Here is a 26,047-nt window from a genome sequence, read left to right on the forward strand (position 1 = left end):
ATTTTAATTTAGAACCATCGGGCATAGATTTGACTATTTTCTAACACTTTCATAGACTCGACATATTTCTCGGGAAATCGTCTTAAACAGCCTATTTCACCAGAGAATTGTCGAGCGATTATCAAAGGAATCCCTTCTTCGATGGTGAATTAGTAAAGTAATACGTGTGTAGACCGGAGGGGTGAAAATGAAGGAACTAGCAGAAAAATTCTTAGAAAAATTCACCTTACAGGGGCATGTTCTAGGATTAATTAAACATGCCGACATAAAAGTAAAATTCTGTTGTGAAAAGGAAACAGCTATATTTGAAATTAAAAACGGCAAAATCTCATTACTTAACAACCAGGATCAAATATGTTACGAAATCCACGGAAACAACGGAGCAATGAAGCAATTTCTTGAAGGAACCGAGAGACTTCGTATTCTCGAACGGAAAGGGCAACTAATTGTTTCTGCGCCCCTTAGAACCACCTTATTACTTGAAGCCATCTTTTTTTTAACAAAAGCACATGAAAATCTTGCTAAAGTCATATAATCCTATATGTTGACTCGGAATTAAAGTTCTAGTAATCTATAGTTAACAACAATCGAATGTACAGATTCTTATCTAGAGTGGTGGAGGGACTGGCCCTTTGAAGCCCGGCAACCGGTTATATAAACACGGTGCTAATTCCAGCAGAGCAAAAAAGCTCAGGAAGATGAGAAGAGTGAACCCCCTCTTCTAAGGAAGCAGGGGTTTTGTCATTCTATTGGAAAAAAGGAGGAACAGGAAATATGGGAGAAAATCAAAAGAAGTACCGTTTTGAAACTTTAAGTATTCATGGTGGATTGTCACCAGATCCTGTTACAGGTGCAAGAGCCGTTCCTATCTATCAAAATAATGCGTATCAATTTAAAAACACAGAACATGCAGCAAACCTGTTTAGCTTAGCAGAACCAGGGTACATATACACAAGGATTCACAATCCAACGACAACCGTTTTTGAAGAACGGGCTGCCCTGCTAGAAGGTGGAGTCGGAGCACTCGCCGTTGCCAGCGGCATGGCTGCCATCACACTCGCCCTCTTAAATATCGCCGAAGCAGGCGATGAAATCGTGGCGGCTTCCAATCTTTACGGCGGAACCTATAATCTGTTAGCGGTTACCCTGCCTAAATACGGAATCAAAGTAAAATTTGTCGATGCCGAAAATCCGGAAAACTTCCGACAAGCGATTACTGAAAAAACAAAAGCAGTTTTTGCTGAAACGATTGGTAATCCAAGTTTACGAGTACTTGATATTGAAAAAGTGGCGGAGATTGCTCATGAAGCAGGCGTTCCGTTAATTATTGATAACACCTTTGCCACACCATTCCTCTGCCGTCCTATCGAGCATGGTGCCGATATCGTTGTGCACTCTGCAACCAAGTGGTTATTAGGAAATGGTACCACTACTGGAGGAATTATTGTCGATGGAGGTAAGTTTGATTGGAACTCGCCGAAATTCCCTGGCTTTACTACTCCGGATGACAGTTATCATGGCCTTGTTTATGCAGAAGCACTTGGGGCCATTGCTTATATCATAAAAGCGCGTGTTCAATTATTGCGCGATCTTGGCCCTGCACTAAGTCCGCAAAATGCTTTTCTTTTTACATTAGGACTTGAAACTCTTCATGTAAGGATGAAAGAACATGTGGCCAATACGAAGCAAATTGTTGAATATCTATTAGCTCACCCGGCTGTGGAGTGGGTGTCTTACCCAGGTCACAGCTCACATCCTGATTATGCATTAACGAAAAAGTATTTGCCAAAAGGTGCTGGATCTATGGTTGTTTTTGGAATAAAAGGAGGAAAGGAAGCAGGGGCAAAGTTAATCAATTCTCTTTCTCTATGGGCACATGTGGCAAATGTCGGTGACGCAAAGAGCTTAATAATCCACCCTGCGAGCACAACCCATCAGCAGCTTGATGCGGAAGGGTTAAAAGCCGCCGGTGTATCAGAAGATTTAATCCGGCTTTCCATAGGAATCGAGAATGTAGAAGATTTAATAGAAGATCTTGAATCTGCTATTGAATCGGCTACAGGATTATCATCCTTAAAGACAAATGCCTAAAATTTCCTAGTAAAAAAATCGTTGACACCTATTTTTAAGCGTGATACGATAACTTTTGTAAAATAAATTTACTTAGTTAATATAATTTTTCTAATTGAATATAGAAGCTGAAAACTCTTATCAAGAGAGGTGGAGGGATGTGCCCGATGAAGCCCGGCAACCGTCAATTTTATTGAAATGGTGCCAATTCACACAAAGCATTTGCTTTGGAAGATGGGAGAAAGGTTTATTTTTTATAATGCCTTTCTGCCCGTGCAGAAAGGCATTTTTATTTTTCTGAAATAATAGAATCCTTTTTGTTCCTACAGTTAACCCTATATTCAACCATTCACATAAAAGTAGGTGATTACATGATTTCAATTCAGAATGTTCGGAAGATCTTCTCTGGTAAGAAAGGCGAATTTAAGGCAGTTGATGATGTCAACTTAGAGATTAAAGATGGAGAAATATTCGGTGTCATCGGTTATAGTGGTGCTGGTAAAAGTACCTTAATTCGAATGTTAAACGGTTTAGAGATCCCGACAGAAGGCAGTGTTACAGTTGCAGGCCGTGTGATTTCAAAAATAAAGGGCGCCGAACTTCGGAAAGCTCGTCAAGAAATCAGTATGATATTTCAGCATTTTAATTTACTTTGGTCTAGAACCGTTAGCGAGAATATTGCTTTTCCATTAGAAATTGCCGGCGTTAAAGGGGCAGAGCGAAAGAAAAGAGTAACGGAATTAATCAAATTAGTTGGTCTAGAGGGCCGGGAAAATGCTTATCCATCCGAACTAAGCGGCGGTCAAAAACAACGGGTCGGAATTGCCCGGGCACTTGCGAACAATCCAAAGGTATTGCTTTGTGATGAAGCAACATCTGCCCTGGACCCACAAACAACGGATTCGATCCTTGAATTGCTGGTCGATATTAATAAACGTCTTGGATTAACCATTGTGTTAATTACACATGAAATGCACGTGATTCGAAAAATTTGTCACCGTGTTGCCGTTATGGAAAGCGGCCGGGTCGTTGAACTTGGTTCAGTACTTGATGTATTTAAAAACCCACAGCAGCCGATTACGAAGCGGTTTGTCCAGCAAGTATCTGAAAATGAAGATACGAAGGAAACAGCCGATCATTTACTGGAACGTTATAATTCCGGTCAAGTGGTTAAATTAACTTTTATTGGTGAATCAGCAGAGCAGCCAGTGATCACTAATTTAATTCGTCATCACCAAGTGACGGTTAATATATTGCAAGGTCAAGTTGCACAAACGCAAAATGGATCATATGGAACCTTGTTCATTCATATTGATGGGGACGAAAAAGAAGTGAACCAAGCAGTGGATTTCATTCGTTCACAGCAAGTAGGAGTGGAGGTGGTTACAAATGATTAAACATTATCTGCCAAATGTTGACTGGTTAATTATGTGGCAAGAAACTAAAAATACTCTATACATGACAGGTATTTCGGTCCTTGCAACCTTTATTTTAGGAACCTTACTTGGTTTAATCTTGTTCCTTACTTCTAGCGGGAATTTGTGGGAAAACAAGTTTGTTAATACCATTATCAGTGCCATTGTGAATATTTTTCGTTCAATTCCATTTATTATTTTAATTGTATTATTAATCCCGCTGACAACCTTTATCGTAGGAACAATGATTGGTGAGGATGCTGCATTGCCTTCCCTTATTATTGGTGCGGCTCCATTTTACGCAAGAATGGTGGAAATTGGTCTTAGAGAAATCGATAAAGGGGTCATTGAAGCCGCGAGATCAATGGGGGCAACTACTGGAACGATTATCTGGAAGGTTTTATTGCCTGAATCAATGCCAGCCCTTATATCTGGAATTACGGTTACCGCGATTGCACTCGTTGGGTATACAGCCATGGCAGGAGCAATTGGTGCGGGCGGTCTTGGAAACCTTGCGTATAATTATGGTTTCCAAAGAAACCAGAACGACGTTACGCTAATTGCAACAGTTATTATATTAATTATTGTTTTTGTCATTCAGTTTATTGGTGATTCAATCACTTCAAAATTAGATAAAAGATAAAAGGAGAGGTCAACATGAAAAAATGGTTAACATTAGTATTATCTTTAGCCCTTGTGCTAGCATTAGCTGCTTGCGGTAAATCAACAGACAAGTCTGAAGGTACAGATTCAAAAAGTAGCACAACTAAATTAGTAGTCGGAGCATCTACCGTTCCACACGCAGAAATCTTAGAAAAAGCAAAACCAATCCTTAAAGAAAAAGGGATTGATTTAGAAATTAAGACATTCACAGACTATATTCTTCCAAATAAAGCTTTGTCAACTAAAGAACTAGATGCAAACTATTTCCAGCACATCCCATATCTAGAGTCACAAAATAAAGAATTTGGTTATGGATTTGTAAATGCTGGCGGGATTCACATTGAGCCAATTGGTATTTATTCAAAGAAATATAAGAGTCTAAAAGATCTTCCAAATGGTGCTCATTTAATCATGAGTAACTCTGTTGCTGACCATGGCCGTCTGCTTTCATTGCTTGAAGCACAAGGCTTAATCAAATTAAAGCCAGGCATTGATAAGACAAAAGCAGAAATCAAAGACGTTGTAGAAAATCCAAAGAAATTAGAGTTTGATGCAGATTATGAAGCAAAACTTTTACCACAAATCTATAAAAACGGCGAAGGCGACGCTGTACTAATCAACTCAAACTATGCCATTGACGCGGGGCTAAACCCAGTGAAAGATTCTATCGCCATTGAAGACAAGAATTCTCCTTATGTGAACGTTATTGCCGTTCGTAAAGGGGACGAAAACAAGCCAGCAATCAAAACACTTGTAGAAGTTCTTCATTCAAAAGAAATCCAAGACTTCATCCTTGAGAAATACAAAGGTGCGGTTGTACCAGTTTCTGAGTAATATATAAATAGGTAATAATCGGGAAGTCAGTGAGTAATTCACTGGCTTTTCCTTATTATTTTTATACATGAATAAAGAAAATTGGGTAAAAATAGAAAGGTCTTTATGGTCTATTACGGTTGGAAATAATAAAAAAATGAGGTATGATTTTAATCGAGTGTATTCTACATAAGAGGTTTTATCAGAATTTTCATTCGGATAACTCTATTTATATTCTCATTTAGCGTGGTCTTAATGAAAATGTTATCGTGTTTATACTGTTTAAGAGTTGCTAATACATTTCATTTGTTATAAGATTGGAATGAGAATAAAATGAGAATAGAGTTACAAAAAAACTTGCCTAGCAAGCTTAAAACACTTTCTTTTCGGAGGTATAAATATGGCTGGATCAACTTTAACGATCAAAGATTTACATGTAGAAATTGATGGGAAAGAGATTTTAAAAGGTGTAAACCTTGAAATAAAGGGTGGAGAAATTCACGCAATCATGGGACCCAACGGTACTGGTAAGTCAACCTTATCTTCTGCTATCATGGGACACCCAAAATATGAAGTAACTAGCGGTTCGATTACTTTAGACGGACAAGATGTCCTTGAGATGGAAGTAGATGAGCGCGCACGTGCAGGTCTATTTTTAGCAATGCAATACCCAAGTGAAATCAACGGCGTAACAAATGCCGATTTTTTACGTTCTGCGATTAACAGCCGTTTAGGTGAAGGAAACGAAATCTCTCTTATGAAATTCATCCGTAAAATGGATAAGCAAATGGAATTCCTTGAAATGGATTTAGATATGGCACAGCGTTATCTAAATGAAGGATTCTCCGGCGGTGAGAAAAAGCGTAACGAAATTCTTCAATTAATGATGATTGAACCAAAAATTGCAATCTTAGATGAAATTGACTCTGGTCTAGATATCGATGCTCTAAAGGTTGTTTCAAAGGGTGTTAATGAAATGCGCGGAGAAGATTTCGGCTGCCTGATTATTACGCACTATCAACGTCTTTTAAACTATATCACTCCTGACCATGTGCACATTATGATGCAAGGCCGTATTGTTAAATCAGGCGGAGCTGAGCTTGCACAACGCTTAGAAGCAGAAGGATATGACTGGATCAAACAAGAGCTTGGCATTGAAGATGAAACAGTTGGGCAAGAAGCGTAACCGAGTGTTAGGAGGATTAAAATGACAACAGATACAAAATTACCAGTTGATCAGGAGTTTGTTCGCTCGTTCTCCAAAGAAATGAATGAGCCTGCTTGGTTTGAAGAATTCCGCCTTAAAGCATTAAACGAATTTGAGCAGCTTTCTCTGCCAAGACCTGATAAAACTAAAATCGATAAATGGAACTTCACAAATTTTCAAAAGCACACTGTCAAAAGTGATGCCTATCCATCTTTAGATGCACTGCCAGAAGAAGTTAAAGCGTTAGTAAATTTAGATGATCAAAATAAAAATCTTTATATCCAACGTAATCAGACTCCTGCATTTTTATCTTTATCAGAAGAGTTAAAGAGTAAGGGAGTTATCTTTACTGATATTTTGACTGCTGCAAGAGAACATGGCGACCTTTTGAAAAAGTATTACATGACTCAAGCGATCAATATGGATGAGCACCGCTTAACTGCCCTTCACGCAGCACTTGTGAATGGAGGAGTTTTCTTATACATTCCGAAGAATGTTGAAATTAAAGAGCCAATCCAGTCCGTATTTGTTCAAGATAACCCTGAGGCAAATCTTTTTAATCATGTTATTGTAGTCGCAGAAGATAATAGTGCTGTCACATACGTAGAAAACTATATTTCTACAGTGGAAAGCTCAGATACCCTTGCGAATATCTTGACGGAAGTAATCGCCAACGTAAATGCAAAAGTTCAATATGGAGCTGTTGATTATTTGGCGAAAGGAATCACTACTTATGTTAACCGTCGCGGTGTGGCAGGCAGAGATTCCCGAATTGAATGGGCTCTTGGTCTAATGAATGAAGGAAACACTATTTCTGAGAATACAACCAATCTTCTTGGTGATGGCTCCTATGGCGATACAAAAACAGTGGTAGTTGGCCGTGGAGACCAAACGCAGAACTTTACAACAAAGGTTGTTCATTTCGGTAAAAATACAATCGGAAACATCTTAAATCATGGTGTGGTAAAAGATAGTGCGACTTCTATTTTTAACGGAATCGGTAAAATTGAACACGGTGCTTCTAAATCCGATGCAGAGCAAACTTCTCGTGTCCTTATGCTTAGTGAAAAAGCACGTGGAGATGCCAACCCAATTCTTCTAATCGATGAGGATGATGTTGTAGCAGGTCACGCTGCCTCTGTTGGACGTGTCGACCCAATTCAGCTTTATTACCTAATGAGCCGAGGAATTCCAAAAACTGAAGCAGAGCGCTTAGTAATCCATGGTTTCCTAGCACCGGTTGTAAAACAGCTTCCAATCGAAGGCGTGAAGAAGCAGTTAACCGATGTGATTGAAAGGAAAGTACGTTAATGAATATCCAAGATATTCGCAGTCAGTTTCCAATTCTCGATCAGGAAGTGAATGGTAAGCCGTTGGTTTACTTGGATAGCTCTGCTACTTCGCAAAAACCGATCAAGGTTATTGAAACCGTTGAAAAATATTACCGTGAAATTAATTCCAATGTCCACCGCGGGGTCCATACCCTCGGAACTAGAGCAACCGATGCTTACGAAGGGGCAAGGGAAAAGGTTCGCAAATTTATTAATGCCAAATCAATTCAAGAAGTGATTTTTACAAGAGGCACAACCACTTCCCTTAATACGGTAGCTTCTAGTTATGCAGCTGCTAATTTAAAGGAAGGCGACGAAATCGTGATTACTTACATGGAGCATCATAGTAACATTATTCCATGGCAGCAGGTCGCGAAACGTACAGGTGCCCAGTTAAAGTACATTCCACTTCAAGAAGATGGCACTCTTTCTTTAGAGGATGTACGTGCAACGATTACTCCTAATACAAAAATTGTATCTGTAATGCAGGTTTCAAACGTGCTTGGAGTGATCAATCCGGTGAAAGAAATCGCACAAATTGCTCATGAAAATGGAGCGATTATGGTCGTAGATGGTGCTCAAAGTGCTCCGCATATGAAGATTGATGTTCAAGATCTTGATTGTGATTTTCTTGCCTTCTCTGGACACAAAATGTGCGGCCCTACCGGTATTGGCGTCCTTTATGGAAAAAAACATCTGCTTGAAAACATGGAGCCGATTGAATTTGGCGGTGAAATGATTGATTTTGTACACTTGCAGGAATCAACATGGAAGGAGCTGCCTTGGAAATTTGAAGGCGGTACTCCCATCATTGCCGGTGCAGTTGGGTTAGGAGCGGCCATTGACTTCTTAAATGAAGTGGGCTTAGACAATATTGCCGAGCATGAACATAAGCTTGCAGCTTACGCCTTAGAAAAAATGTCTGCAGTTGAAGGGATGACCATATACGGTCCGCTTGATGCTGCTAAGCGTGCTGGACTCATAACATTTAATATTAAAGATGTTCATCCGCATGATGTTGCAACTGTTTTGGATGCGGAAGGCATTGCTGTCCGCGCCGGCCATCATTGTGCTCAGCCGCTGATGAGATGGCTTAACGCTTCAGCTACTGCACGTGCAAGTTTTTATTTATACAATACGGAAGAAGATATTGATAAACTCGTTGAAGGGCTTGTCAAAACAAAGGAGTATTTCAGCGATGTCTTCTAATAATATAGATTTAGATGCATTATACCGTCGAGTCATTATGGATCATTATAAAAAACCACGCAATCGCGGTGTTTTAGAAGATGGCAGCCATACCATTAATATGAATAACCCTACCTGCGGCGACCGCATTCAATTAACCTTTAAGGTGGAAGATGGAATCGTCAAGGATGCCAAGTTTGAAGGAGAAGGCTGCTCGATCTCCATGTCTTCAGCCTCGATGATGACACAGGCTATCAAAGGGAAAAAGGTAGAAGAGGCGCTACAAATGTCTGGGATTTTTTCTGAAATGATGTTAGGGAAAGAACCCGATGATTCCATTGATTTAGGTGATATCGAAGCATTGCAAGGTGTTGCTAAATTCCCTGCTAGAATTAAATGTGCCACATTAGCATGGAAGGCAATGGAAAAGGGATTAAAGAGCGAGAAATAAGAGTAAAACAAACGTGGAAGCGAGGCGTCTGGCACTTTGAGGTGTTTTAGGCGCCATAAGCTTTTCTAAAAAGGAGGAACTCGACGATGGCGAAGAAAATGCCGGAAATCGGTGATTATAAATATGGTTTTGCCGATAAAGACGTCTCCATATTCCGTTCAAAACGTGGTTTAACACGTGAGATTGTTGAAGAAATTTCAAAGATGAAGAATGAACCACAATGGATGCTGGACTTCCGCTTAAAGTCTCTTGAGCATTTTTACAATATGCCAATGCCACAATGGGGCGGCGACTTAAATTCTTTAAGCTTTGATGAAATTACGTACTATGTAAAACCATCTGAAAAATCCGAGAAATCTTGGGATGAGGTACCAGAAGAAATCAAAGCTACTTTTGATAAACTTGGTATCCCAGAAGCAGAGCAAAAATACCTTGCAGGTGTGTCTGCTCAGTACGAATCAGAGGTTGTTTACCATAACATGAAAGAAGACCTTGAAGAACTGGGTATCGTCTTTAAGGATACTGATTCAGCGTTAAGAGAGAACGAAGACATTTTCCGCGAGCACTGGGGCAAGGTAATTCCGCCAACGGATAATAAGTTCGCAGCTTTAAACTCTGCCGTTTGGTCTGGCGGTTCATTCATCTATGTACCACCAGGTATTAAGGTAGATACGCCATTACAGGCATACTTCCGAATCAACTCTGAGAACATGGGTCAATTTGAACGTACCCTTATTATTGTTGATGAAGGTTCATCTGTACACTATGTAGAAGGATGTACAGCACCAGTTTATACAACGAACTCTCTTCACAGTGCAGTTGTAGAAATCATCATTAAAAAGGATGCTTATTGCCGTTATACTACCATTCAAAACTGGGCAAACAACGTGTATAACCTTGTTACCAAGCGTGCGGTTTGTGAAGCCAATGCAACGATGGAATGGATTGATGGGAATATCGGTTCTAAGTTAACCATGAAATACCCCGCTGTTATTTTAAAAGGCGAAGGCGCTCGTGGAATGACTTTATCGATTGCGATTGCAGGTAAAGGCCAGCACCAGGATGCTGGAGCAAAGATGATTCATTTAGCTCCAAACACTTCTTCAACGATCGTATCTAAATCCATCTCTAAACATGGTGGTAAGGTAACTTACCGCGGTGTGGTTCATTTTGGACGTAAAGCGGATGGTGCCCGTGCGAATATCGAGTGTGATACATTGATTATGGATAATCAATCAACATCTGATACCATTCCATACAATGAAATCTTAAACGACAATATTTCTCTCGAGCATGAAGCGAAGGTTTCAAAAGTGTCTGAAGAACAGTTATTCTACTTGATGAGCCGTGGTATTTCTGAGCAAGAAGCAACTGAAATGATCGTAATGGGCTTTATCGAGCCATTTACAAAAGAATTACCAATGGAATATGCTGTAGAAATGAACCGTCTGATTAAGTTCGAGATGGAAGGTTCTATTGGATAAGAAAGAAAAAACCCTTGATGCAAGGGTTTTTCTTGTTTTGCACGTGCCAAGTTTGGGTTCGCGCCAACTTTTTGCCAAGCTTTTATTATCTTGATGTGGAAGTTGCTAATTTTACAAGTTCATCTTGTTCGATTTTTTTCGTATTATGAGAATATGTTTCACTGGTTATTTTGGTGTTTTCATGATAAGCATCCCTCTACAGAAAGGGATGCTTATTTGTTATTAAACAAACATGGCAGGATAGATATATTAGTAAATCTTTTTTACTTTTGTTTTTGTAGCACTACGGCGGCCATCTATACTAATAGGTACGTCTCCATCCGTAGTAATTCTTCGGACAACTCTTTGGGCATTACCATAGTCATTCACAGCATAATGCTGGGTTGCGTGGTTATCCCAAATGATGACATCTCCCGCTCTCCATTTCCAGCGGACCGTATTTTCGAGTTGTGTGACATGCCCTTGTAAAATGGAGAATAAATGAGCAGAATCCGTTGAAGAAAGTCCGATAAAGTTTTTCACAAAATGACCGAGTAGAAGATGGCGTTCTCCTGTTTCAGGATGTACATGAACAACCGGATGTTCAGTTTCATAGATGGTAGAAGTAAAGATTTCGTCATGGCGTTTTTTCGCTTCAGCAGAAGCGTTCGTGTGCTTGGCTGCATAATCGTAAGAATTGGTATGGACGGCCCATAATTGATCCGCTAGATTTTGTAATTCTGTTGGTAAGTTTTCATAGGCAGCAGCTGTGTTTGCCCAAACGGTATCACCTCCTGCCTCTGGTATCACTACTCCACGAAGAATGGAGAATCTTGGGTACGCTGCTTCAAACGTTACATCTGTATGCCATGAATTGGCACGGCCGCCATGATCAGAATGAAGTTCTAATATATAGTTGGTGCCATCTTTTGCCGGAACAGTTGGATGAACGACTGGGTTACCAAGCAGTTGTGCAAAAGCTTCTTGTCCTTGATCGTCCAGATGATTCTGATCACGGAAGAAAACAACTTTATACTTTAACAGTGCTTCACGGATGGATTTAACCGTATCGGAGTCGAGTTCTCCGGAAAGTTTCACGCCTGATATTTCTGCTCCAATACGACCAGCTACTGGTGTTACTACGATTGCTGCTCCATTTTGCACTTCTTTAACATTACTCATTTTTATTTCCTCCTTGTTATTAGCCGCAAAGGCGGCGCTTTGGTAATGGACCGATAAGACAAAAGAAAGCCAGAGCATATGGCTCTGGCTTCCAGGTGACTGGTCAGCAATTCATTTGAATGTTAAATATGTAATCCCTATCGGTTTAATGCGATTTTAAAGGGTCTAAATACTACTGTCAATCAAAAATAAATAAAATTGCTAATAGAAAAATACTATTTAGAAAATTTTAAATATTTCATTGACGATTAAAAATAGAGCTGATAGGATAAGTGAAAACCAAGTAGTCCAATAGGAAATAACAAATATCCACCGGACAACCGGAGACTTTTCTTTTAAAAGAGAGATGTCTCCGGTTTTTTTTTCGAGAAATAGGCACGAAATAGAAATGTACCCTTAACTAAAAGTATTTCTCGTACCCAGTAAATGAAATTTCGATTGGATGGATTGGTTTTTATCTTAAGAGAGAAGGAAGGGAATGTTATGAAGTTTTGGAGAAGGAAAGTACTTTTATTATTAGTGGTATTATCAATCGTTATTTCCGCTGGATGCCAGGAAAAGAAGACAGGAGCAACCGGGTCTAAAGAAGATGGTGGGTATGAAACACTAAAAATAAAATATGAGGGGTCAGTTGGTTCAGTTATTTATCCAGAGTTAGCAGAGGATCTAGGCTATCTTGGTCCGATTAAACTTGAATGGATTGGAAATCAAACAAGCGGGCCTGCGTCTATTCAAAACGCAGCTACCGGTCAAACCGATTTTGGCGGTGCCTTTAATGGGGCCATTGCCAAATTAATAGCGAGCGGTGCACCTTTAAAGTCGGTCATTGGTTATTACGGCAGTGATAAGGATACATACACCGGCTATTATGTTTTAAATGACAGCCCGATAAAAGACGCTCACGATTTAATTGGAAAAAAAGTTGGTATGAACACAATGGGAGCTCATGCTGAATTCGTTTTAAAAGAATATTTAAAACAAAATGGACTCACAGATGAAGAAATTAAGAAAGTAACTTTAGTAGTTCTGCCACCGGTAAGTACAGAGCAAGCACTGCGCCAAAAACAAATCGATGTCGCTGTTTTGAGTGGGATGTTAGGGGATCTGGCTGTAAAAAATGGGGGGATCAAAAAGCTTTTTAGTGATTATGATTTGTTGGGACCTTTCACAGCAGGCAGCTATGTCTTTACCGAAAAATTCATCAAACAAAATCCACATACGGTGAAAAAATTTGTTGAGGCTACAGCAAAAGCGATTGAGTGGGCACAAACCCATTCACGAGAAGAAGTAATAGCCCGTTATGAATCCATTATTAAGAAACGGGGGCGCAAGGAAGATACAAACACACTGCAATATTGGAAAAGTACTGGTATTGCAGAAAGAGGTGGAGTTATACAGGAAAAGGAATTTAAAATTTGGGTCGATTGGCTGAAGAAAAATGGTGAGTTCAAAGATGGCCAAGTGAAACTAAGTGATTTATATACCAATGAATTTAATCCTTATAAGGGTAAGCTTGAAAAAAAGTAATGAGGTGAGAGGATGACGGCAAAAATTCAGTTTGAACATGTTAGTAAGGTCTTTAAAGTAAGGGATTTAGGTCAAGGAAAGGGAGCGCATAAAGAATTTACAGCCATTAAAAATGTTCATTTTTCGGTGAACAGTGGAGAGTTTCTTTCATTAGTAGGACCATCGGGATGCGGAAAATCAACTTTGCTTGATCTTTTAGGCGGGTTGACGAAACCAACCTCCGGACGGATATTATTGGATGGAAAACCGATTGAAGGACCCGGTTTAGATCGGGGGATTGTCTTTCAGCAGTATGCGCTGTTGCCTTGGAAGACAGCCAAAGGAAACATTGAATTTGGCTTAGAGTCAAAAGGTGTTCCCAAAAAGGAGCGGGCTGAAATTTCTCGGTACTTTTTGTCACTGGTTGGATTATCAGGTTTCGAAGATCGTTATCCGCACGAACTCTCGGGTGGAATGAAGCAGCGTGTGGCCATTGCCAGAAGTTTGGCGTTTGACCCTGAAGTGCTGTTAATGGATGAACCGTTCGCTGCCCTCGATGCGCAGACGCGTGAAACTTTGCAAACAGAATTACTTCGAATCTGGGAACATACCAAAAAGACGATTGTTTTCATTACACATGGGATTGATGAGGCGGTGTATCTAGGGCAGCGTGTTGCCGTAATGACTTCCCGCCCGGGTACGGTTAAACAAATTATTGATAACCCGCTTCATTCAACCAGTCATGATGAGGATTTACGTTCGACAACAGCTTTTGCAAATGCACGTCACCAAATTTGGGATTTGCTTCGAGAAGAAGTAGTCAAAGCACAAAAAGTTGAGAATAAGGACCAATCAGCCTAACAAAGTTCAATTATTTTTTAGAAGAGGTGAGAAAATGTCTGATTTTGGTAAATCGTTAACTGCGCCAATGCAAACATCCCAAAGGATTCGTTTTTCGTTTCATTGGGTGCAAAGTCTCGTAAAAAAATCAATTGTCATTTTGCTTTTACTAATTCTTTGGGAGGCCGCTCCCCGAATGGGGTTAGTGGATCCCACATTCTTTCCGCCTTTTTCAAAAGTAGCAGAGAGCTGGTGGGGGTTAGTGATTTCGGGTGATCTGTATGCCCACTTTCAGGCCAGTATTCTCCGTTCGCTTTTCGGATTTGGGTTGGCGATCCTCGTTTCCATTCCTTTGGGGCTTATCATTGGGTGGTATCCACTGGCAAGTGAATTGTTAAATCCGATGCTGGAGGTGTTTCGTAATACAGCAGCCTTAGCATTATTACCTGTCTTTATTTTGTTGCTTGGGATTGGTGAAACATCTAAAGTTTCAATCGTCTTTTTTGCTTGTACGTTTCCGATTCTTTTAAATACGATTAATGCTGTTCGAAATGTCGATCCGTTACTCATTAAGGCGGCCAAATCCATGGCTCTTCCCTCCTACAGGTTGTTTTATAAAGTCATTTTGCCGGCCTCAATTCCGACTATTTTTACTGGAATACGTATGGCAGGATCTTCATCCATTCTTGTATTGATTGCTGCTGAAATGGTTGGAGCTAAGGAAGGTTTGGGGTATCTCATAAATTATTCGCAACAGAACTTCCAAATCCCGCAAATGTATGCCGGTATTATTACGATTTCACTCCTTGGTGTGGCGATAAATTATCTTTTAGTATCCTTAGAAAGAAAATTTTCAAGCTGGAAAACAAATTCAAATCAACAATAAAAGAAAGAAGGAAAATGAAACATGACTCAAAATAATCGAGAAATGAAACTAGGCGCATTTTTTATGATTCCTGGACATCATGTCGCAGCTTGGCGTCATCCCAAAGCAGAAGCTCATCAAACCATGAGTTTTGAATTTATCAAAAGATTAGCCCAAACAGCGGAGCGTGGAAAGTTTGATATGGTTTTTCTTGCGGATAACTATGCGGTGAGAAGGAACAATCAGAAGGTCCTTGGCCAAACCGTGAATACGTTATTTGAACCCTTTACCCTTTTATCCGCTCTTTCTGCGGTAACAAATCATATCGGATTTGTCGGAACTGTATCAACTACTTTTAATGAACCATTTAATGTTGCACGGAGGTTCGCCTCACTCGATCATTTAAGTGGTGGCCGTGCAGGGTGGAATGTTGTCACATCGAGCACGGACGTAGAAGCCCAAAATTTTAATTTAGAACAGCAGCTTCTTCATGAAAAACGTTATGAGCGTGCCGAAGAGTTTGTCGATGTGGTCAAGAAGCTTTGGGATAGCTGGGAGGATGATGCTTTAATTATTGATAAAGAGGAAGCCCAATTTGCGGATCCTTCCAAAATACACGCGATTAATCATAAAGGAGAATGGTTTTCCGTTGCAGGTCCATTAAATATCTCCCGTCCGGTCCAAGGGCATCCAGTTGTGATCCAGGCTGGTTCTTCTGAAGCAGGGAAAGAGCTTGCGGCGCGGACTGCAGAGGTGATTTTCACAGCTTGGCAAACCCTTGAAGAAGCTCAAAGCTTTTATGCGGATGTAAAAGGAAGAATGGCAAAATACGGTCGCTCACCAGAGGATCTGAAAATTATGCCTGGGATATTTCCTGTTATTGGCAGAACGGAGGAAGAAGCGGAGGAAAATAAGATGCTTCTTGAGGATCTCATACCGGAAGAAGCGGGGATATCTCTTTTGTCTGGCATGATAAGTGTTGATTTATCAGGATATCCAGTGGATGGGCCACTTCCTGATTTGCCTGAATTGGATCAGATAAATGGTGGGAAAAGTCGTTTTCAATTATTAAAGGATCTTGCAGATCGTGAAGGATTAACGATTCGCCAGTTGTATCAACGGATCGCTGGTGCCCGCGGACATCGAGAAATAAAGGGCACTCCTGAACAAATTGCGGATCAAATGCAAGAATGGTTTGAAAATGGCGCAGCGGACGGATTCAATATCATGCCTCCTTATTTGCCTGGTGGTCTGGATGATTTCGTTAATCTGGTTATTCCAGTACTACAAAAACGCGGTTTGTTCCGTAAAGAATATACAGGTAATACATTAAGGGAGAATCTCGGATTAAAACGGCCTGTCAATACTCTTATTGAGTCAATAAAAGAAACAATCTAATCAAAAAGGAGCGATGCTGCTGCATCGTTCCTATTTTTTTTATTTTTCCGAAATATTTTAAAAAATCAATTGACATTTTGTTCATGAGAAGATAAAGTTTAATCATAGTTTTAAAACCAAGTAAACAAGTTGGTTAAGTTGGTTAGTTTGTTTTTGCTGATTAAATTCAATGTAAGAAAATACTTATTTCTTACTTGACTGATTGGAAAAGTATAGATAAAATAATGTTTGAATTTTGAATTAATAAAAGTAACCATAAAGGTTAACGAAATTATATAAAATGCTGATCGGACTACCGAAGGCTCCTTATCTCTATTTGATGAGATTAGGAGCCTTTTTTATTCACATTAATCCGACTAAATAAATAGGTTTAATATATTTAATTCTGATTAAGCATATTTTCTTATCAGTCCACTGAAAGGAAGTGATTCATTGTGTGTAAAATTAACAAAAATACCCTTAAATGAGAATTATAGAGATTCAGAATCTATCAATGAATATTTTGAGAAATGGGAGGAGTCAAACGTGATTAAAAAATATAAGCATCATGGGTGGTTGATATTCATCTTTCTTTTGTCCTTTCTAGTAAGTGGATGCAGTTCCGCCGCTTCAGGAGAAAAAACTGCATCAAGTAGTAAGGAATCAAAGGTCATTAATATTGGTTATCAAAAGTTTGGAACCTTAAACATCTTAAAGGCAAAAGGAACCTTGGATAAAGACCTAAAATCACTTGGATATACAGTGAAATGGACCGAGTTTCCTGGAGGCCCTCAGTTGCTTGAAGCATTAAATGTAGGAAGTTTGGACTTTGGCCATACAGGAGAAGCGCCGCCTATTTTTGCTCAAGCGGCAGGTGCCCCGCTAGTGTATTATGCGAATGCCACCGCCAATCCAAAGGGAGAAGCGATTATAGTACCTAAAGATTCACCTATCAAATCACTGCAAGACTTAAAAGGAAAGAAAATTGCGTTAAATAAAGGTTCCAATGTCCATTATTTATTAGTCAAAGCATTAGAAAAAGCAGGTATTTCATACAGTGATATTAAAACAACCTTCCTGCCTCCTGCAGATGCGCGGGCCGCGTTTGAAAAAGAAGACGTAGATGCCTGGGTGATTTGGGATCCATTTTTAGCAGATGCCCAGCTAGCTACGAAGGCAAGGGTCTTAGCAGATGGAGAAGGATTAGTAAGCAACCGCGAATTTTTCTTAGCTACCAGTAAATTTGCCAAGGAGCATCCTAAAGTATTAGACGTCATTTTTAAAGATTTAGAAAAGACGGATAAATGGGTAGAAGAGAATCCAAAAGAAGCGGCCAAATTCCTAGCGCCTCAAATTGGGATGAGTGTAGATGCATTAGAATTAACACTCAATCGAAGAACATATGGATTAGAAAAAATGAGTGAACAAACGGCAAAGGATCAGCAACAAATCGCTGATGCATTTTACAAGCTAAAATTAATTCCAGAAGATATAGAAGTACAAGAAGCACTTTTAAAAACAAATAATTAAAAAAGGGGACTTAAAAAATGAACGTATTCTGGTTTATTCCAACACACGGTGATTCAAGATATTTAGGAGTTACAACGGGAGGCAGAGCAGTTACCTTGCCTTACCTAAAACAGGTGGCTCAGGCAGTTGATGAGTTAGGTTTTACTGGGGCTTTACTTCCAACAGGAAGATCTTGCGAAGATTCATGGGTGGTAGCTTCGAGTTTAATTTCTGTTACCTCACGAATGAAATTTCTAGTTGCCGTACGGCCTGGTTTAAGTTCTCCATCACAAGCCGCAAGAATGGCAGCCACGTTTGATCGCCTATCAAATGGCCGGTTATTAATCAATGTGGTAACAGGCGGGGACCCTGTAGAGCTTGCGGGTGATGGTCTTCATTTAAACCATACGGAACGTTATGAATTAACGGATGAATTTCTGACAATATGGAGGGATTTGTTAGAAAAAGGAGAGGCCGACTTTTCTGGAAACTATTTAAATATAGATAATGGAAAGCTGTTATATCCACCTGTTCAACAACCTTATCCACCTCTTTATTTCGGAGGATCCTCTGAAATTGGGCAAGAAATAGCGGCTAAGCATGTGGATTACTACTTAACATGGGGCGAGCCGCCTGCGAAAGTGGCAGAAAAAATAAACGAGGTCAAAAAATTAGCGGCTCATCATGGCAGGACTGTTCGCTTTGGTATCCGATTGCATGTCATTGTGAGAGAAACAGAGCAGGAAGCCTGGACTGCAGCGAATGAATTGATTAAATATGTAGATGATGATTTAATTGCCTCCTCTCAAAAGATCTTTTCTCGGTTTGATTCGGTTGGACAGCAGAGAATGTCGGAATTACACAATGGAAGTAAGGACCAATTAGAAATTAGTCCGAATTTATGGGCAGGAGTAGGCCTAGTTAGAGGAGGAGCGGGGACAGCTTTGGTAGGAGATCCTGAAACGGTAGCACAAAGAATGAAGGAATATGCTGACCTTGGAATCGAAACATTTATCCTTTCGGGCTATCCACACTTGGAGGAAGCTTACCGTGTATCTGAATTATTATTCCCGCATCTTCCATTAAAAAAGGATGCCCCTCAATCGGATTCAACTAGTATCATCAGTCCATTTGGAGAAATTGTTGCAAACAACGAATTGCCGAAAGTCTTAAAGTGAAAGGTGAATGAACATGAATAAAAAACAGATTATTCCGTGGATTGTCCCCATTTTATTACTTGCTTCCTGGCAACTATCAAGCCAATTTGGGCTATTATCTTCACGTGTGCTGCCAAACCCTGTCGATGTATTCAAGTCAGCGGTTGAACTAGCCCGATCGGGTCAACTATTCGAATACATTGGAGCAAGCAGTAAACGAGCCATTTTAGGGTTTATAATCGGTGGGGGAATCGGATTTGCTTTAGGGCTGTTAAACGGTTTATCGAGAATTTCAGAAAGTCTGTTGGATAGTTCCTTGCAAATGATTCGGAATATTCCGCATCTTGCATTGATTCCCATTGTGATTTTATGGTTCGGAATCGAAGAAGAGGCAAAGCTGTTCCTAGTAGCTTTAGGTACTTTTTTTCCGATTTACTTAAACACCTTTCATGGAATCCGTTCTATAGACAGGTCTCTTATTGAAATGGGAGATGTGTATGGTCTTAAAGGACTTTCGTTATTTTGGAACATTATTTTACCCGGTGCTCTTCCTTCCATTTTAGTTGGGGTTCGTTATGCGATTGGTATTACTTGGGTTACACTAATTGTCGCTGAAACGATTGCGTCGAATTCAGGTATAGGGTATATGGCCATGAACGCTCGAGAATTTATGAGGCTAGATGTCGTCGTATTAAGTATTATTCTTTATGCACTTCTCGGAAAATTATCAGACTTAATAGCGAAATTAGCTGAGAAGAGATTTTTAAAATGGAATCCGTCTTATCAAAAATAGGAAGGAGGGTAATCGATGGTTGAAAAAAACATTATATTAGAAATTTCTAACCTAGAAAAATCATTTGGCCAACATCATGTACTTCGAAACATTAATCTAAAGGTTCATAAAGGAGAATTTATTGCAATTGTAGGAAAAAGCGGTTGTGGTAAAAGTACATTATTACGGTTGCTTGCTGGATTAGAGACGGCTAGTGATGGAAAGATTTATACCGATGGTGAACGTTTTGAGGGGAGAAATCAATTAGCTAAGATTATGTTTCAGGATGGAAGACTTCTCCCGTGGAAAAGAGTGGTTCAAAACGTTGGTTTGGGTCTAAAAACAGACTGGCGGCAGCGTGCTAAAAAGGTATTGGAACAAGTTGGATTAGCTGACCGCGCCAATGATTGGCCATATGTGTTATCTGGGGGACAACGGCAGAGAGTAGCCCTAGCACGAGCATTAGTTCATGAGCCAGAAATCCTTTTATTAGATGAACCACTCGGGGCCCTGGATGCATTGACGCGGATCGAAATGCATCAGCTCATAGAAGATTTATGGATGGAAAAGAAGTTTACTGCCGTTTTGGTGACGCATGATGTAGAAGAAGCGGTAGCTCTTGCTAATAGGGTCATATTAATTGAGGATGGGGAAATAGTGATGGACCACTCTATTAAACTACCTTATCCTAGGCAGCGAGAACATCCTTTATTTGCTCCAACTGTGAGCCAAATATTGAACCGAATATTGAAAAAAGACAAAATGTCAACTAGTGATTTAAGACTAACGAAAATTGAGTAGCAGGTTTCATTTAACCTAAAACCAAGTATTCTAATAGGAATTCTCATCTTTGATATTAAGAATGAGAGGGGATAGCTAAATGGCGGTAGTTGATAAAGAAAAAATTGAGTCTATTTTAGCCATGCTAAAAAACTTAGAGTACGGTTCTTTGGTCATAACCATCCATGCTGGTTATATTACACAAATTGATCGTACAGAAAAATATAGATTTGCAGCAGAAAATTCGTCAGTAAATAAAAAGTCATCTTCAACATGAACTTCAAACACTACATCGAAGGATTTTCAGGAGGAGATAAATCATGTCAGAAGGAGTGAAGGGGTCTTTAAAACAAAGTGAATTCCTAAACTTACCTGATTTACCGTTTTTCAATTGGTGCAATCAACAATACAAAATAAACAGGGGTGTATATAATACCATCGATCAATGGTTTTATGCCTATGGATTCAAGGAAATTCTTCCACGTCGACACTATCTTTTATCATTCTTAAGATTTGCTTTGGATAGAAAACGACAGTATGAACAACAAAAATTTATTCGGTTTGGAAATGGGGACTGACCAAAGAGATTACAGAATTTTTAACGATAATAGATAAAGAAAGTGAAAAGCCTAGTCCATATTTATATGAAACCTATAAAAGCTTGTGAATACAGCGATTCGCTTAAGAAAGGGAGTTTGTATGATGAGTAAAATTACAATTATTTCTGGAAGTCCTTCTGAACAAACGAGATTAAATGGAGTGTTCGATGAAGTTGTAAGGCATTTAGAAGGGGTTAATATCAACCCTGAAATCATCCATGTTCGAAATCTTCCTGCACAGGATTTAATTCAAGCGAAATTTGATAGTGAAGACATTATTAGAGCCAATAAAAAGGTTGAGGATTCTAACATAATTGTCATTCTTACACCTGTTTATAAAGCTTCTTTTACTGGGGTTTTAAAAACCTATCTTGATCTATTACCGCAAAATGGTCTTGAAGGTAAAACCATCTTACCTATTGCAGTTGGAGGAAGCTTTGGACATCTATTAATGATTGATTATGCCTTGAAACCAGTTCTAACTGCTCTTGGAGCAACTCATATTTTAAAGGGAGCTTTTATTTTGGATAGTCAAATAAAAAAATTTGAAAATAACCAATATGAAATTGATGAAGAAGCTAAAACTCGGTTAGAAACTTCCTTGAATTTCTTAAAAGGCTCTTTATCTTCAGAAAAGAATGTGACCAGTTCTATAGTTTAGAAAAGTTAGTGAAAAATGTATTTAAGCTAATAAAGAAATTTGATTTTAGTGTGGAGGCGAACTTTTAAAGTTCGCCTCCTTTTATTTTTTATAGTAGATTAAATCTATAAGAACTAGCATGGTCTTTTTTACTTCTTTATCAAAAATATGGGGTGCTGAATTATTTTTCTAAAAGACATGAGGGGAATCAGTAACATGAATGGAATGATGCTTTTTTTATGTATTATTTGGGGGTTTAATTTTGTAATTATGAAAATGGGCAATGACGTGTTCCCACCTGTTTTATTTGCTGCCTATCGTTTTTTGCTTGGGGCCATTGTACTTTTTGGGTTAACTTGGTTTAAAAAAATCCCTCTTCCGGGTAAAAGGGAACTAAAATGGTATATTTTATGCGGATTTCTGCAGACAACTTATTTTAATATTGCCATCCAAATTTCTTTAAATTATATAAGCGCAGGGCTTACATCTGTACTAACCTATAGTATGCCATTGTTTCTGTCACTTATGGCTCATTATTTCATTCCTGGGGAGAGATTGACTGCTGCTAAGACAGGCGGGATCTTGATTGGAATATTGGGTTTGTTTATATCAATGGATATTCATTTTGGAGAAAATATATGGGCTCCGGTTCTTGCGTTAAGCTCTGCGGTAACATGGGCTCTATCCAGTTTAATTTTCAAAAAAAATTTGCAAGGCTGTGATACAGTTCAATTTACTACATGGCAAATGGGCGCAGGAGCTATTGGCTTGTTTTTGTATTCTTTTAGTTTTGAACATGACCAGTCACATTGGAGTCTTATGGCTGTAGTATACCTTTTATATTCCGGGATTTTGGCTTCTGCATTAGCCTTTGTTATATGGTCTTTTCTTCTTTCTAAATTGGAGGCTAGTAAAGCATCCATTTCTTTGTTAATTGTACCTGTAGTTGGTACTCTGTCAGGGTTCCTATTTCTAAAGGAGAGTTTGAATACTCTTACATTAATAGGAATAATTTTGGTACTTACAGGAGTTTGGCTGGTTAATAATACAGGTTCTGCCCGTATCTCATTACATAAGCAACAATAGCCGCTCTAATTTTGGCAGAACAAAAAATGGTTATGCTATTATAAGATGGAGGTGAGAGACTTGATTTATATTGGTGTAACAGGCTGGGGTGACCATGATAGCCTGTATCCAGGTAAAATCTCCTCAAGAGACAAGCTAAAAGAATATGCCGGACATTTTCCAACCGTAGAGGTGGATTCCGCTTTCTATGCCATCCAGCCTACCCGAAATGCTGAAAAATGGGTCAATGATACTCCGGAAGGTTTTCAATTTATTGTCAAAGCTTATCAAGGAATGACCGGCCATCAACGGGGAGAAATCCCATTTGATAATATGAAAATGATGTTTCAAGCCTTTAAGGATTCTTTACAACCGTATATTGATAAAAACAAATTAGCGATGGTTTTATTTCAGTTTCCACCATGGTTTGATTGTAATAGAGAGAATGTGGACTATTTACGATGGTGCAGAGAAATGATGGGGGAGATTCCGTGCGCTTTAGAGTTTCGGCACCAATCTTGGTTTGCGGCTTCCTTTCGCGAAAAAACACTAGAATTTATGAAATCAGAAAAATGGATTCATAGTATTTGCGATGAGCCGCAATCAGGGGAAGGCTCTGTACCAACAGTGTTACAGCCCACCACAAAAGAGCAGGTACTCGTTCGATTTCATGGCCGAAATGTGTACGGCTGGCAGAAGCGTAATGCTGAAAACTGGCGTGAAGTCCGTTATCTCTACCGTTATAACCAACAGGAACTGCAAGAATGGGCGATTCACATCGAAAAGTTGTCCAAAGAATGTGAACAAGTATACCTTCTATTTAATAATAACTCTGGCGGGGATGCATCCGACAATGCGAAGGAAATGATGAAGCTCCTGGAGATCACCTATGAAGATCTCGCACCAAAGCAGCTCGATTTATTTAATGAACTATAACATTCATAGAAGGTGAAAACATTGGAGTGGATTATTTTAATTTTAATAGGAATCGCGGCTAGTTCACTTGGGTCGTTAATTGGCATGGGGGGAGGAATTGTCGTCGTTCCTGCTTTGCTTTACTTGGCAACTCTTCCATCCTTCAGCCATCTCACACCACAAGTAGTCGTAGGTACCTCGCTGTTTACCATGATATTTACCGGCTTATCATCAACGCTAGCTTATATGAAACATAAAACCGTCGATTATAAAAGCGGATTTATTTTTCTAATTGGCAGTGGACCAGGAAGTATTCTAGGTGCGTGGGTTACTGATAAAATGGACTTACATTCCTTTAATATCTATTTTGGTACGTTTATTCTTTTTGTTTCTCTAGTCCTTGTGGTAAAAGATAAACTAAAGCCGCTCCCCTTTCGAAAGGATAAAGGGATTGTCCGCACTTTTACGGATAATAGCGGCACCGCCTTTGAATACGGATTTAACCCTATTCTTGGAGTCATGATCGCCTTTATCGTTGGTTTCCTTTCAGGAATATTTGGGATTGGCGGAGGGTCACTCATGGTACCGACGATGATTTTATTATTTTTCTTCCCGCCGCATGTGGCCACAGCCACTTCGATGTTTATGATTTTACCCACTTCAATCTTAAGCTCAATCACACATATCGCTTTGGGGAATGTGAATTGGCTTTATGCCTTGGCTCTGATACCGGGAGCATGGATTGGTGCAAGAATTGGGGTCTATTTAAATACAAGATTTAAAAGCAAAACGATTGTACTGATTATCAGAACAATCCTCATCATCGTGGGAGTTCGACTAATTTATCAAGGAATAACAGGGTAGGATCAAAAAATGGAAAAAATACATATATTTCATACAAATGATTTTCATAGCCATTTAGAACACTGGCCTCGAATTCAGGGATTTCTGAAGGAACAAAGGGAGTATTATCAGTCAAAGGGAGATGAAAATTTTTTATTTGATATTGGTGACTTCATTGACCGTTGGCATCCCTATACTGAGGCAACCAAAGGACGAGGGAATATTGAGCTATTAAATCAATGCGGCTATACAGCTGTTACGATTGGAAATAACGAGGGAGTCAATCTTCCTCATCATGATTTAGACCATCTTTATGATGAGGCTAAATTTGATGTACTTAACGCAAACCTGTATAAAGCAAATGGTGATTTTCCTGATTGGGTCAAACCGTATAAAATTTATTATACTAATCAAGGAACCCGAATCGGGGTCCTTGGTCTTACGGCTTATTTTAATCATCTTTACAATCTGTTGGGATGGGAAATCACAGAGCCTATTTCAGAACTTGAGAAATGGTTGGAGCCTCTACGTAAAGAGGCTGATGTTATCATTTTACTTTCTCATCTAGGAATTACAGACGATGAAAAAATTGCGGCACATTTTCCTGAAATCGATGTAATTTTGGGCGCTCATACCCATCATGTTCTTGAAAAAGGGAAGGTAGTGGATCAAACACTCATTGGGGCCGCAGGTAAGTTTGGTCATTTTGTGGGACATATGACCATCCATGTTAATAAAGAAAAGGTTGTAACCAAGAAAGAAGCGATTCTTTATGACTTTATGGAAATTCCAGCACCTCAAAAGGAAGAAGAGCAAATCAATGACTTTTTAGAAAAAGGAAAAGAACTCTTAAACCAACAAGTAACCATTCTGCAGGAGCCACTGCTAAGCGACCCTTTTCATGAGACAAATTTTTCAAGGTTACTGTGTAAAGCTTTAAGAGATTGGTGTCAAACGGATTGTGCCATGATTAATGCAGGTCTTCTTTTAGGATCACTATCAGGGGTTGTCACCATTTATGATTTGCTTCATATCTGTCCCCACCCTATTAATCCCTGCATAGTGAAAGTGACTGGGGAGGAACTGGAAAAAATCATATTAGAAACAAAAGGGGAAGAATTGCCGTATAGAGAAATAAAGGGTCTTGGATTTAGAGGTACTGTTCTAGGGGTCTTTGTCTATGAAGGAATTCAATTTGAGAATGATCGAATCTTAATCAATCAAACCGTTTTGGATTACGAAAAAACCTATACTTTTGCGCTTCCGGATATGTTTACATTTGGTCATTTTTTCAAAGAGGTTTTGCCGCACAAACATAAAGAATATCTGCTCCCGGAATTTTTACGCGATTTATTAAAATGGGAGTTAGAAAATCAGCAATAGCCCATAGCCTGTC

Annotated in this window: 26 protein-coding genes and 2 riboswitches; of the genes, 25 read left to right on the forward strand and 1 reads right to left on the reverse strand. The window is 39.3% G+C overall.

From position 1 onward, the window contains the following. The first annotated feature begins 187 nt into the window (after window positions 1-187). The 10 genes from CVD27_RS19050 (at window position 188) to sufB (ending at window position 10,622) form a co-directional block, all read left to right on the forward strand. Window positions 188-535 carry a hypothetical protein gene (locus tag CVD27_RS19050; protein WP_101649485.1) on the forward strand — a complete coding sequence of 116 codons (348 nt, stop codon included), beginning with the start codon at window positions 188-190 and terminating at the stop codon, window positions 533-535. A 65-nt stretch (window positions 536-600) separates the two neighbouring features. After that, a riboswitch (SAM riboswitch) is annotated at window positions 601-705 on the forward strand. 69 nt (window positions 706-774) lie between these two features. Then, window positions 775-2,091, forward strand: a complete 1,317-nt coding sequence (locus tag CVD27_RS19055) for an O-acetylhomoserine aminocarboxypropyltransferase/cysteine synthase family protein (RefSeq protein WP_101649486.1) — start codon at window positions 775-777, stop codon at window positions 2,089-2,091. A 114-nt stretch (window positions 2,092-2,205) separates the two neighbouring features. After that, window positions 2,206-2,311, forward strand: a riboswitch (SAM riboswitch). 130 nt (window positions 2,312-2,441) lie between these two features. Next, on the forward strand, window positions 2,442-3,467 hold the full coding sequence (locus tag CVD27_RS19060) for a methionine ABC transporter ATP-binding protein (protein ID WP_101649487.1): 1,026 nt from the start codon (window positions 2,442-2,444) through the stop codon (window positions 3,465-3,467). Next, window positions 3,460-4,128, forward strand: coding sequence for a methionine ABC transporter permease (locus tag CVD27_RS19065; protein ID WP_101649488.1), 669 nt, complete (start codon window positions 3,460-3,462; stop codon window positions 4,126-4,128). Before CVD27_RS19060 ends, CVD27_RS19065 begins: the two co-directional genes overlap by 8 nt. A 14-nt stretch (window positions 4,129-4,142) precedes the next feature. After that, complete coding sequence (locus tag CVD27_RS19070) at window positions 4,143-4,982, forward strand: MetQ/NlpA family ABC transporter substrate-binding protein (RefSeq protein ID WP_101649489.1); 840 nt, start codon at window positions 4,143-4,145, stop codon at window positions 4,980-4,982. A gap of 379 nt (window positions 4,983-5,361) precedes the next feature. Further along, the gene (gene sufC, locus CVD27_RS19075; protein WP_101649490.1) at window positions 5,362-6,147 is read left to right on the forward strand and encodes a Fe-S cluster assembly ATPase SufC; all 786 of its coding nucleotides are present in this window, start codon (window positions 5,362-5,364) and stop codon (window positions 6,145-6,147) included. 21 nt (window positions 6,148-6,168) lie between these two features. Next, entirely contained in the window at window positions 6,169-7,479 is a 1,311-nt protein-coding gene (sufD, locus tag CVD27_RS19080; RefSeq protein WP_101649491.1) for a Fe-S cluster assembly protein SufD, read from the forward strand. Next, complete coding sequence (locus CVD27_RS19085) at window positions 7,479-8,708, forward strand: cysteine desulfurase (protein WP_101649492.1); 1,230 nt, start codon at window positions 7,479-7,481, stop codon at window positions 8,706-8,708. The genes sufD and CVD27_RS19085 overlap by 1 nt, the downstream gene beginning before the upstream one ends. Beyond that, the gene (gene sufU / locus CVD27_RS19090; protein WP_101649493.1) at window positions 8,698-9,138 is read left to right on the forward strand and encodes a Fe-S cluster assembly sulfur transfer protein SufU; all 441 of its coding nucleotides are present in this window, start codon (window positions 8,698-8,700) and stop codon (window positions 9,136-9,138) included. Before CVD27_RS19085 ends, sufU begins: the two co-directional genes overlap by 11 nt. 86 nt (window positions 9,139-9,224) lie before the next feature. Then, a complete protein-coding gene (sufB, locus tag CVD27_RS19095) occupies window positions 9,225-10,622 on the forward strand; it encodes a Fe-S cluster assembly protein SufB (protein WP_101649494.1) in 1,398 nt (465 codons plus the stop codon). Window positions 10,623-10,871: 249 nt separating this feature from the next. On the opposite strand, the gene CVD27_RS19100 is transcribed toward sufB, so the two are convergent. After that, a complete protein-coding gene (locus CVD27_RS19100; protein ID WP_101649495.1) occupies window positions 10,872-11,783 on the reverse strand; it encodes a TauD/TfdA dioxygenase family protein in 912 nt (303 codons plus the stop codon). Between the two features lie 483 nt (window positions 11,784-12,266). Between CVD27_RS19100 and CVD27_RS19105 the strand changes: the two genes are divergently transcribed. The 15 genes from CVD27_RS19105 to CVD27_RS19175 all read left to right on the forward strand — a co-directional run bounded on the left by CVD27_RS19105 (window position 12,267) and on the right by CVD27_RS19175 (window position 26,034). Beyond that, entirely contained in the window at window positions 12,267-13,310 is a 1,044-nt protein-coding gene (locus CVD27_RS19105; protein ID WP_101649496.1) for an ABC transporter substrate-binding protein, read from the forward strand. Window positions 13,311-13,322: 12 nt separating this feature from the next. Beyond that, the gene (locus CVD27_RS19110; RefSeq protein WP_101649497.1) at window positions 13,323-14,150 is read left to right on the forward strand and encodes an ABC transporter ATP-binding protein; all 828 of its coding nucleotides are present in this window, start codon (window positions 13,323-13,325) and stop codon (window positions 14,148-14,150) included. A gap of 34 nt (window positions 14,151-14,184) precedes the next feature. Next, window positions 14,185-15,015, forward strand: a complete 831-nt coding sequence (locus CVD27_RS19115; protein WP_101649498.1) for an ABC transporter permease — start codon at window positions 14,185-14,187, stop codon at window positions 15,013-15,015. 21 nt (window positions 15,016-15,036) lie between these two features. Next, window positions 15,037-16,392: an LLM class flavin-dependent oxidoreductase gene (locus CVD27_RS19120; RefSeq protein ID WP_101649499.1), complete on the forward strand. Its 1,356-nt coding sequence runs from the start codon at window positions 15,037-15,039 to the stop codon at window positions 16,390-16,392. 525 nt (window positions 16,393-16,917) lie between these two features. Further along, window positions 16,918-17,901, forward strand: coding sequence for a sulfonate ABC transporter substrate-binding protein (locus tag CVD27_RS19125; protein ID WP_101649530.1), 984 nt, complete (start codon window positions 16,918-16,920; stop codon window positions 17,899-17,901). A 17-nt stretch (window positions 17,902-17,918) separates the two neighbouring features. Beyond that, a complete protein-coding gene (ssuD, locus tag CVD27_RS19130) occupies window positions 17,919-19,058 on the forward strand; it encodes an FMNH2-dependent alkanesulfonate monooxygenase (protein ID WP_101649500.1) in 1,140 nt (379 codons plus the stop codon). A 13-nt stretch (window positions 19,059-19,071) separates the two neighbouring features. After that, on the forward strand, window positions 19,072-19,830 hold the full coding sequence (gene ssuC / locus CVD27_RS19135) for an aliphatic sulfonate ABC transporter permease SsuC (RefSeq protein ID WP_101649501.1): 759 nt from the start codon (window positions 19,072-19,074) through the stop codon (window positions 19,828-19,830). Between the two features lie 15 nt (window positions 19,831-19,845). Then, window positions 19,846-20,610, forward strand: coding sequence for an ATP-binding cassette domain-containing protein (locus CVD27_RS19140; RefSeq protein ID WP_101649502.1), 765 nt, complete (start codon window positions 19,846-19,848; stop codon window positions 20,608-20,610). Between the two features lie 79 nt (window positions 20,611-20,689). Further along, on the forward strand, window positions 20,690-20,866 hold the full coding sequence (locus CVD27_RS19145) for a YezD family protein (RefSeq protein ID WP_101649503.1): 177 nt from the start codon (window positions 20,690-20,692) through the stop codon (window positions 20,864-20,866). Window positions 20,867-20,909: 43 nt separating this feature from the next. Next, entirely contained in the window at window positions 20,910-21,167 is a 258-nt protein-coding gene (locus CVD27_RS19150) for a hypothetical protein (protein ID WP_101649504.1), read from the forward strand. A gap of 124 nt (window positions 21,168-21,291) precedes the next feature. Further along, window positions 21,292-21,849 carry an NADPH-dependent FMN reductase gene (ssuE, locus tag CVD27_RS19155; RefSeq protein ID WP_180960355.1) on the forward strand — a complete coding sequence of 186 codons (558 nt, stop codon included), beginning with the start codon at window positions 21,292-21,294 and terminating at the stop codon, window positions 21,847-21,849. Window positions 21,850-22,044: 195 nt separating this feature from the next. Next, the gene (locus CVD27_RS19160) at window positions 22,045-22,914 is read left to right on the forward strand and encodes a DMT family transporter (protein WP_101649505.1); all 870 of its coding nucleotides are present in this window, start codon (window positions 22,045-22,047) and stop codon (window positions 22,912-22,914) included. 60 nt (window positions 22,915-22,974) lie between these two features. Further along, window positions 22,975-23,829 (forward strand): DUF72 domain-containing protein, encoded by an 855-nt coding sequence (locus tag CVD27_RS19165; RefSeq protein WP_101649506.1) that lies wholly within the window; start codon window positions 22,975-22,977, stop codon window positions 23,827-23,829. A 21-nt stretch (window positions 23,830-23,850) separates the two neighbouring features. Next, on the forward strand, window positions 23,851-24,672 hold the full coding sequence (locus CVD27_RS19170; RefSeq protein ID WP_101649507.1) for a sulfite exporter TauE/SafE family protein: 822 nt from the start codon (window positions 23,851-23,853) through the stop codon (window positions 24,670-24,672). Between the two features lie 9 nt (window positions 24,673-24,681). Continuing rightward, the gene (locus CVD27_RS19175; RefSeq protein ID WP_101649508.1) at window positions 24,682-26,034 is read left to right on the forward strand and encodes a bifunctional metallophosphatase/5'-nucleotidase; all 1,353 of its coding nucleotides are present in this window, start codon (window positions 24,682-24,684) and stop codon (window positions 26,032-26,034) included. The last annotated feature ends 13 nt before the right edge of the window (window positions 26,035-26,047 follow it).

Origin of the sequence: Neobacillus cucumis (assembly GCF_002860255.1) — a bacterium.
Classification (GTDB): domain Bacteria; phylum Bacillota; class Bacilli; order Bacillales; family Cytobacillaceae; genus Neobacillus; species Neobacillus cucumis_A.

Coding starts and splice junctions, on each gene's coding strand:
- CVD27_RS19050 (WP_101649485.1), top strand. CDS start 188: ATGAAGGAACTAGCAGAAAAATTCTTAGAAAAATTCACCTTACAGGGG.
- CVD27_RS19055 (WP_101649486.1), top strand. CDS start 775: ATGGGAGAAAATCAAAAGAAGTACCGTTTTGAAACTTTAAGTATTCAT.
- CVD27_RS19060 (WP_101649487.1), top strand. CDS start 2,442: ATGATTTCAATTCAGAATGTTCGGAAGATCTTCTCTGGTAAGAAAGGC.
- CVD27_RS19065 (WP_101649488.1), top strand. CDS start 3,460: ATGATTAAACATTATCTGCCAAATGTTGACTGGTTAATTATGTGGCAA.
- CVD27_RS19070 (WP_101649489.1), top strand. CDS start 4,143: ATGAAAAAATGGTTAACATTAGTATTATCTTTAGCCCTTGTGCTAGCA.
- sufC (WP_101649490.1), top strand. CDS start 5,362: ATGGCTGGATCAACTTTAACGATCAAAGATTTACATGTAGAAATTGAT.
- sufD (WP_101649491.1), top strand. CDS start 6,169: ATGACAACAGATACAAAATTACCAGTTGATCAGGAGTTTGTTCGCTCG.
- CVD27_RS19085 (WP_101649492.1), top strand. CDS start 7,479: ATGAATATCCAAGATATTCGCAGTCAGTTTCCAATTCTCGATCAGGAA.
- sufU (WP_101649493.1), top strand. CDS start 8,698: ATGTCTTCTAATAATATAGATTTAGATGCATTATACCGTCGAGTCATT.
- sufB (WP_101649494.1), top strand. CDS start 9,225: ATGGCGAAGAAAATGCCGGAAATCGGTGATTATAAATATGGTTTTGCC.
- CVD27_RS19100 (WP_101649495.1), bottom strand. CDS start 11,783: ATGAGTAATGTTAAAGAAGTGCAAAATGGAGCAGCAATCGTAGTAACA.
- CVD27_RS19105 (WP_101649496.1), top strand. CDS start 12,267: ATGAAGTTTTGGAGAAGGAAAGTACTTTTATTATTAGTGGTATTATCA.
- CVD27_RS19110 (WP_101649497.1), top strand. CDS start 13,323: ATGACGGCAAAAATTCAGTTTGAACATGTTAGTAAGGTCTTTAAAGTA.
- CVD27_RS19115 (WP_101649498.1), top strand. CDS start 14,185: ATGTCTGATTTTGGTAAATCGTTAACTGCGCCAATGCAAACATCCCAA.
- CVD27_RS19120 (WP_101649499.1), top strand. CDS start 15,037: ATGACTCAAAATAATCGAGAAATGAAACTAGGCGCATTTTTTATGATT.
- ssuD (WP_101649500.1), top strand. CDS start 17,919: ATGAACGTATTCTGGTTTATTCCAACACACGGTGATTCAAGATATTTA.
- ssuC (WP_101649501.1), top strand. CDS start 19,072: ATGAATAAAAAACAGATTATTCCGTGGATTGTCCCCATTTTATTACTT.
- CVD27_RS19140 (WP_101649502.1), top strand. CDS start 19,846: ATGGTTGAAAAAAACATTATATTAGAAATTTCTAACCTAGAAAAATCA.
- CVD27_RS19145 (WP_101649503.1), top strand. CDS start 20,690: ATGGCGGTAGTTGATAAAGAAAAAATTGAGTCTATTTTAGCCATGCTA.
- CVD27_RS19150 (WP_101649504.1), top strand. CDS start 20,910: ATGTCAGAAGGAGTGAAGGGGTCTTTAAAACAAAGTGAATTCCTAAAC.
- ssuE (WP_180960355.1), top strand. CDS start 21,292: ATGAGTAAAATTACAATTATTTCTGGAAGTCCTTCTGAACAAACGAGA.
- CVD27_RS19160 (WP_101649505.1), top strand. CDS start 22,045: ATGAATGGAATGATGCTTTTTTTATGTATTATTTGGGGGTTTAATTTT.
- CVD27_RS19175 (WP_101649508.1), top strand. CDS start 24,682: ATGGAAAAAATACATATATTTCATACAAATGATTTTCATAGCCATTTA.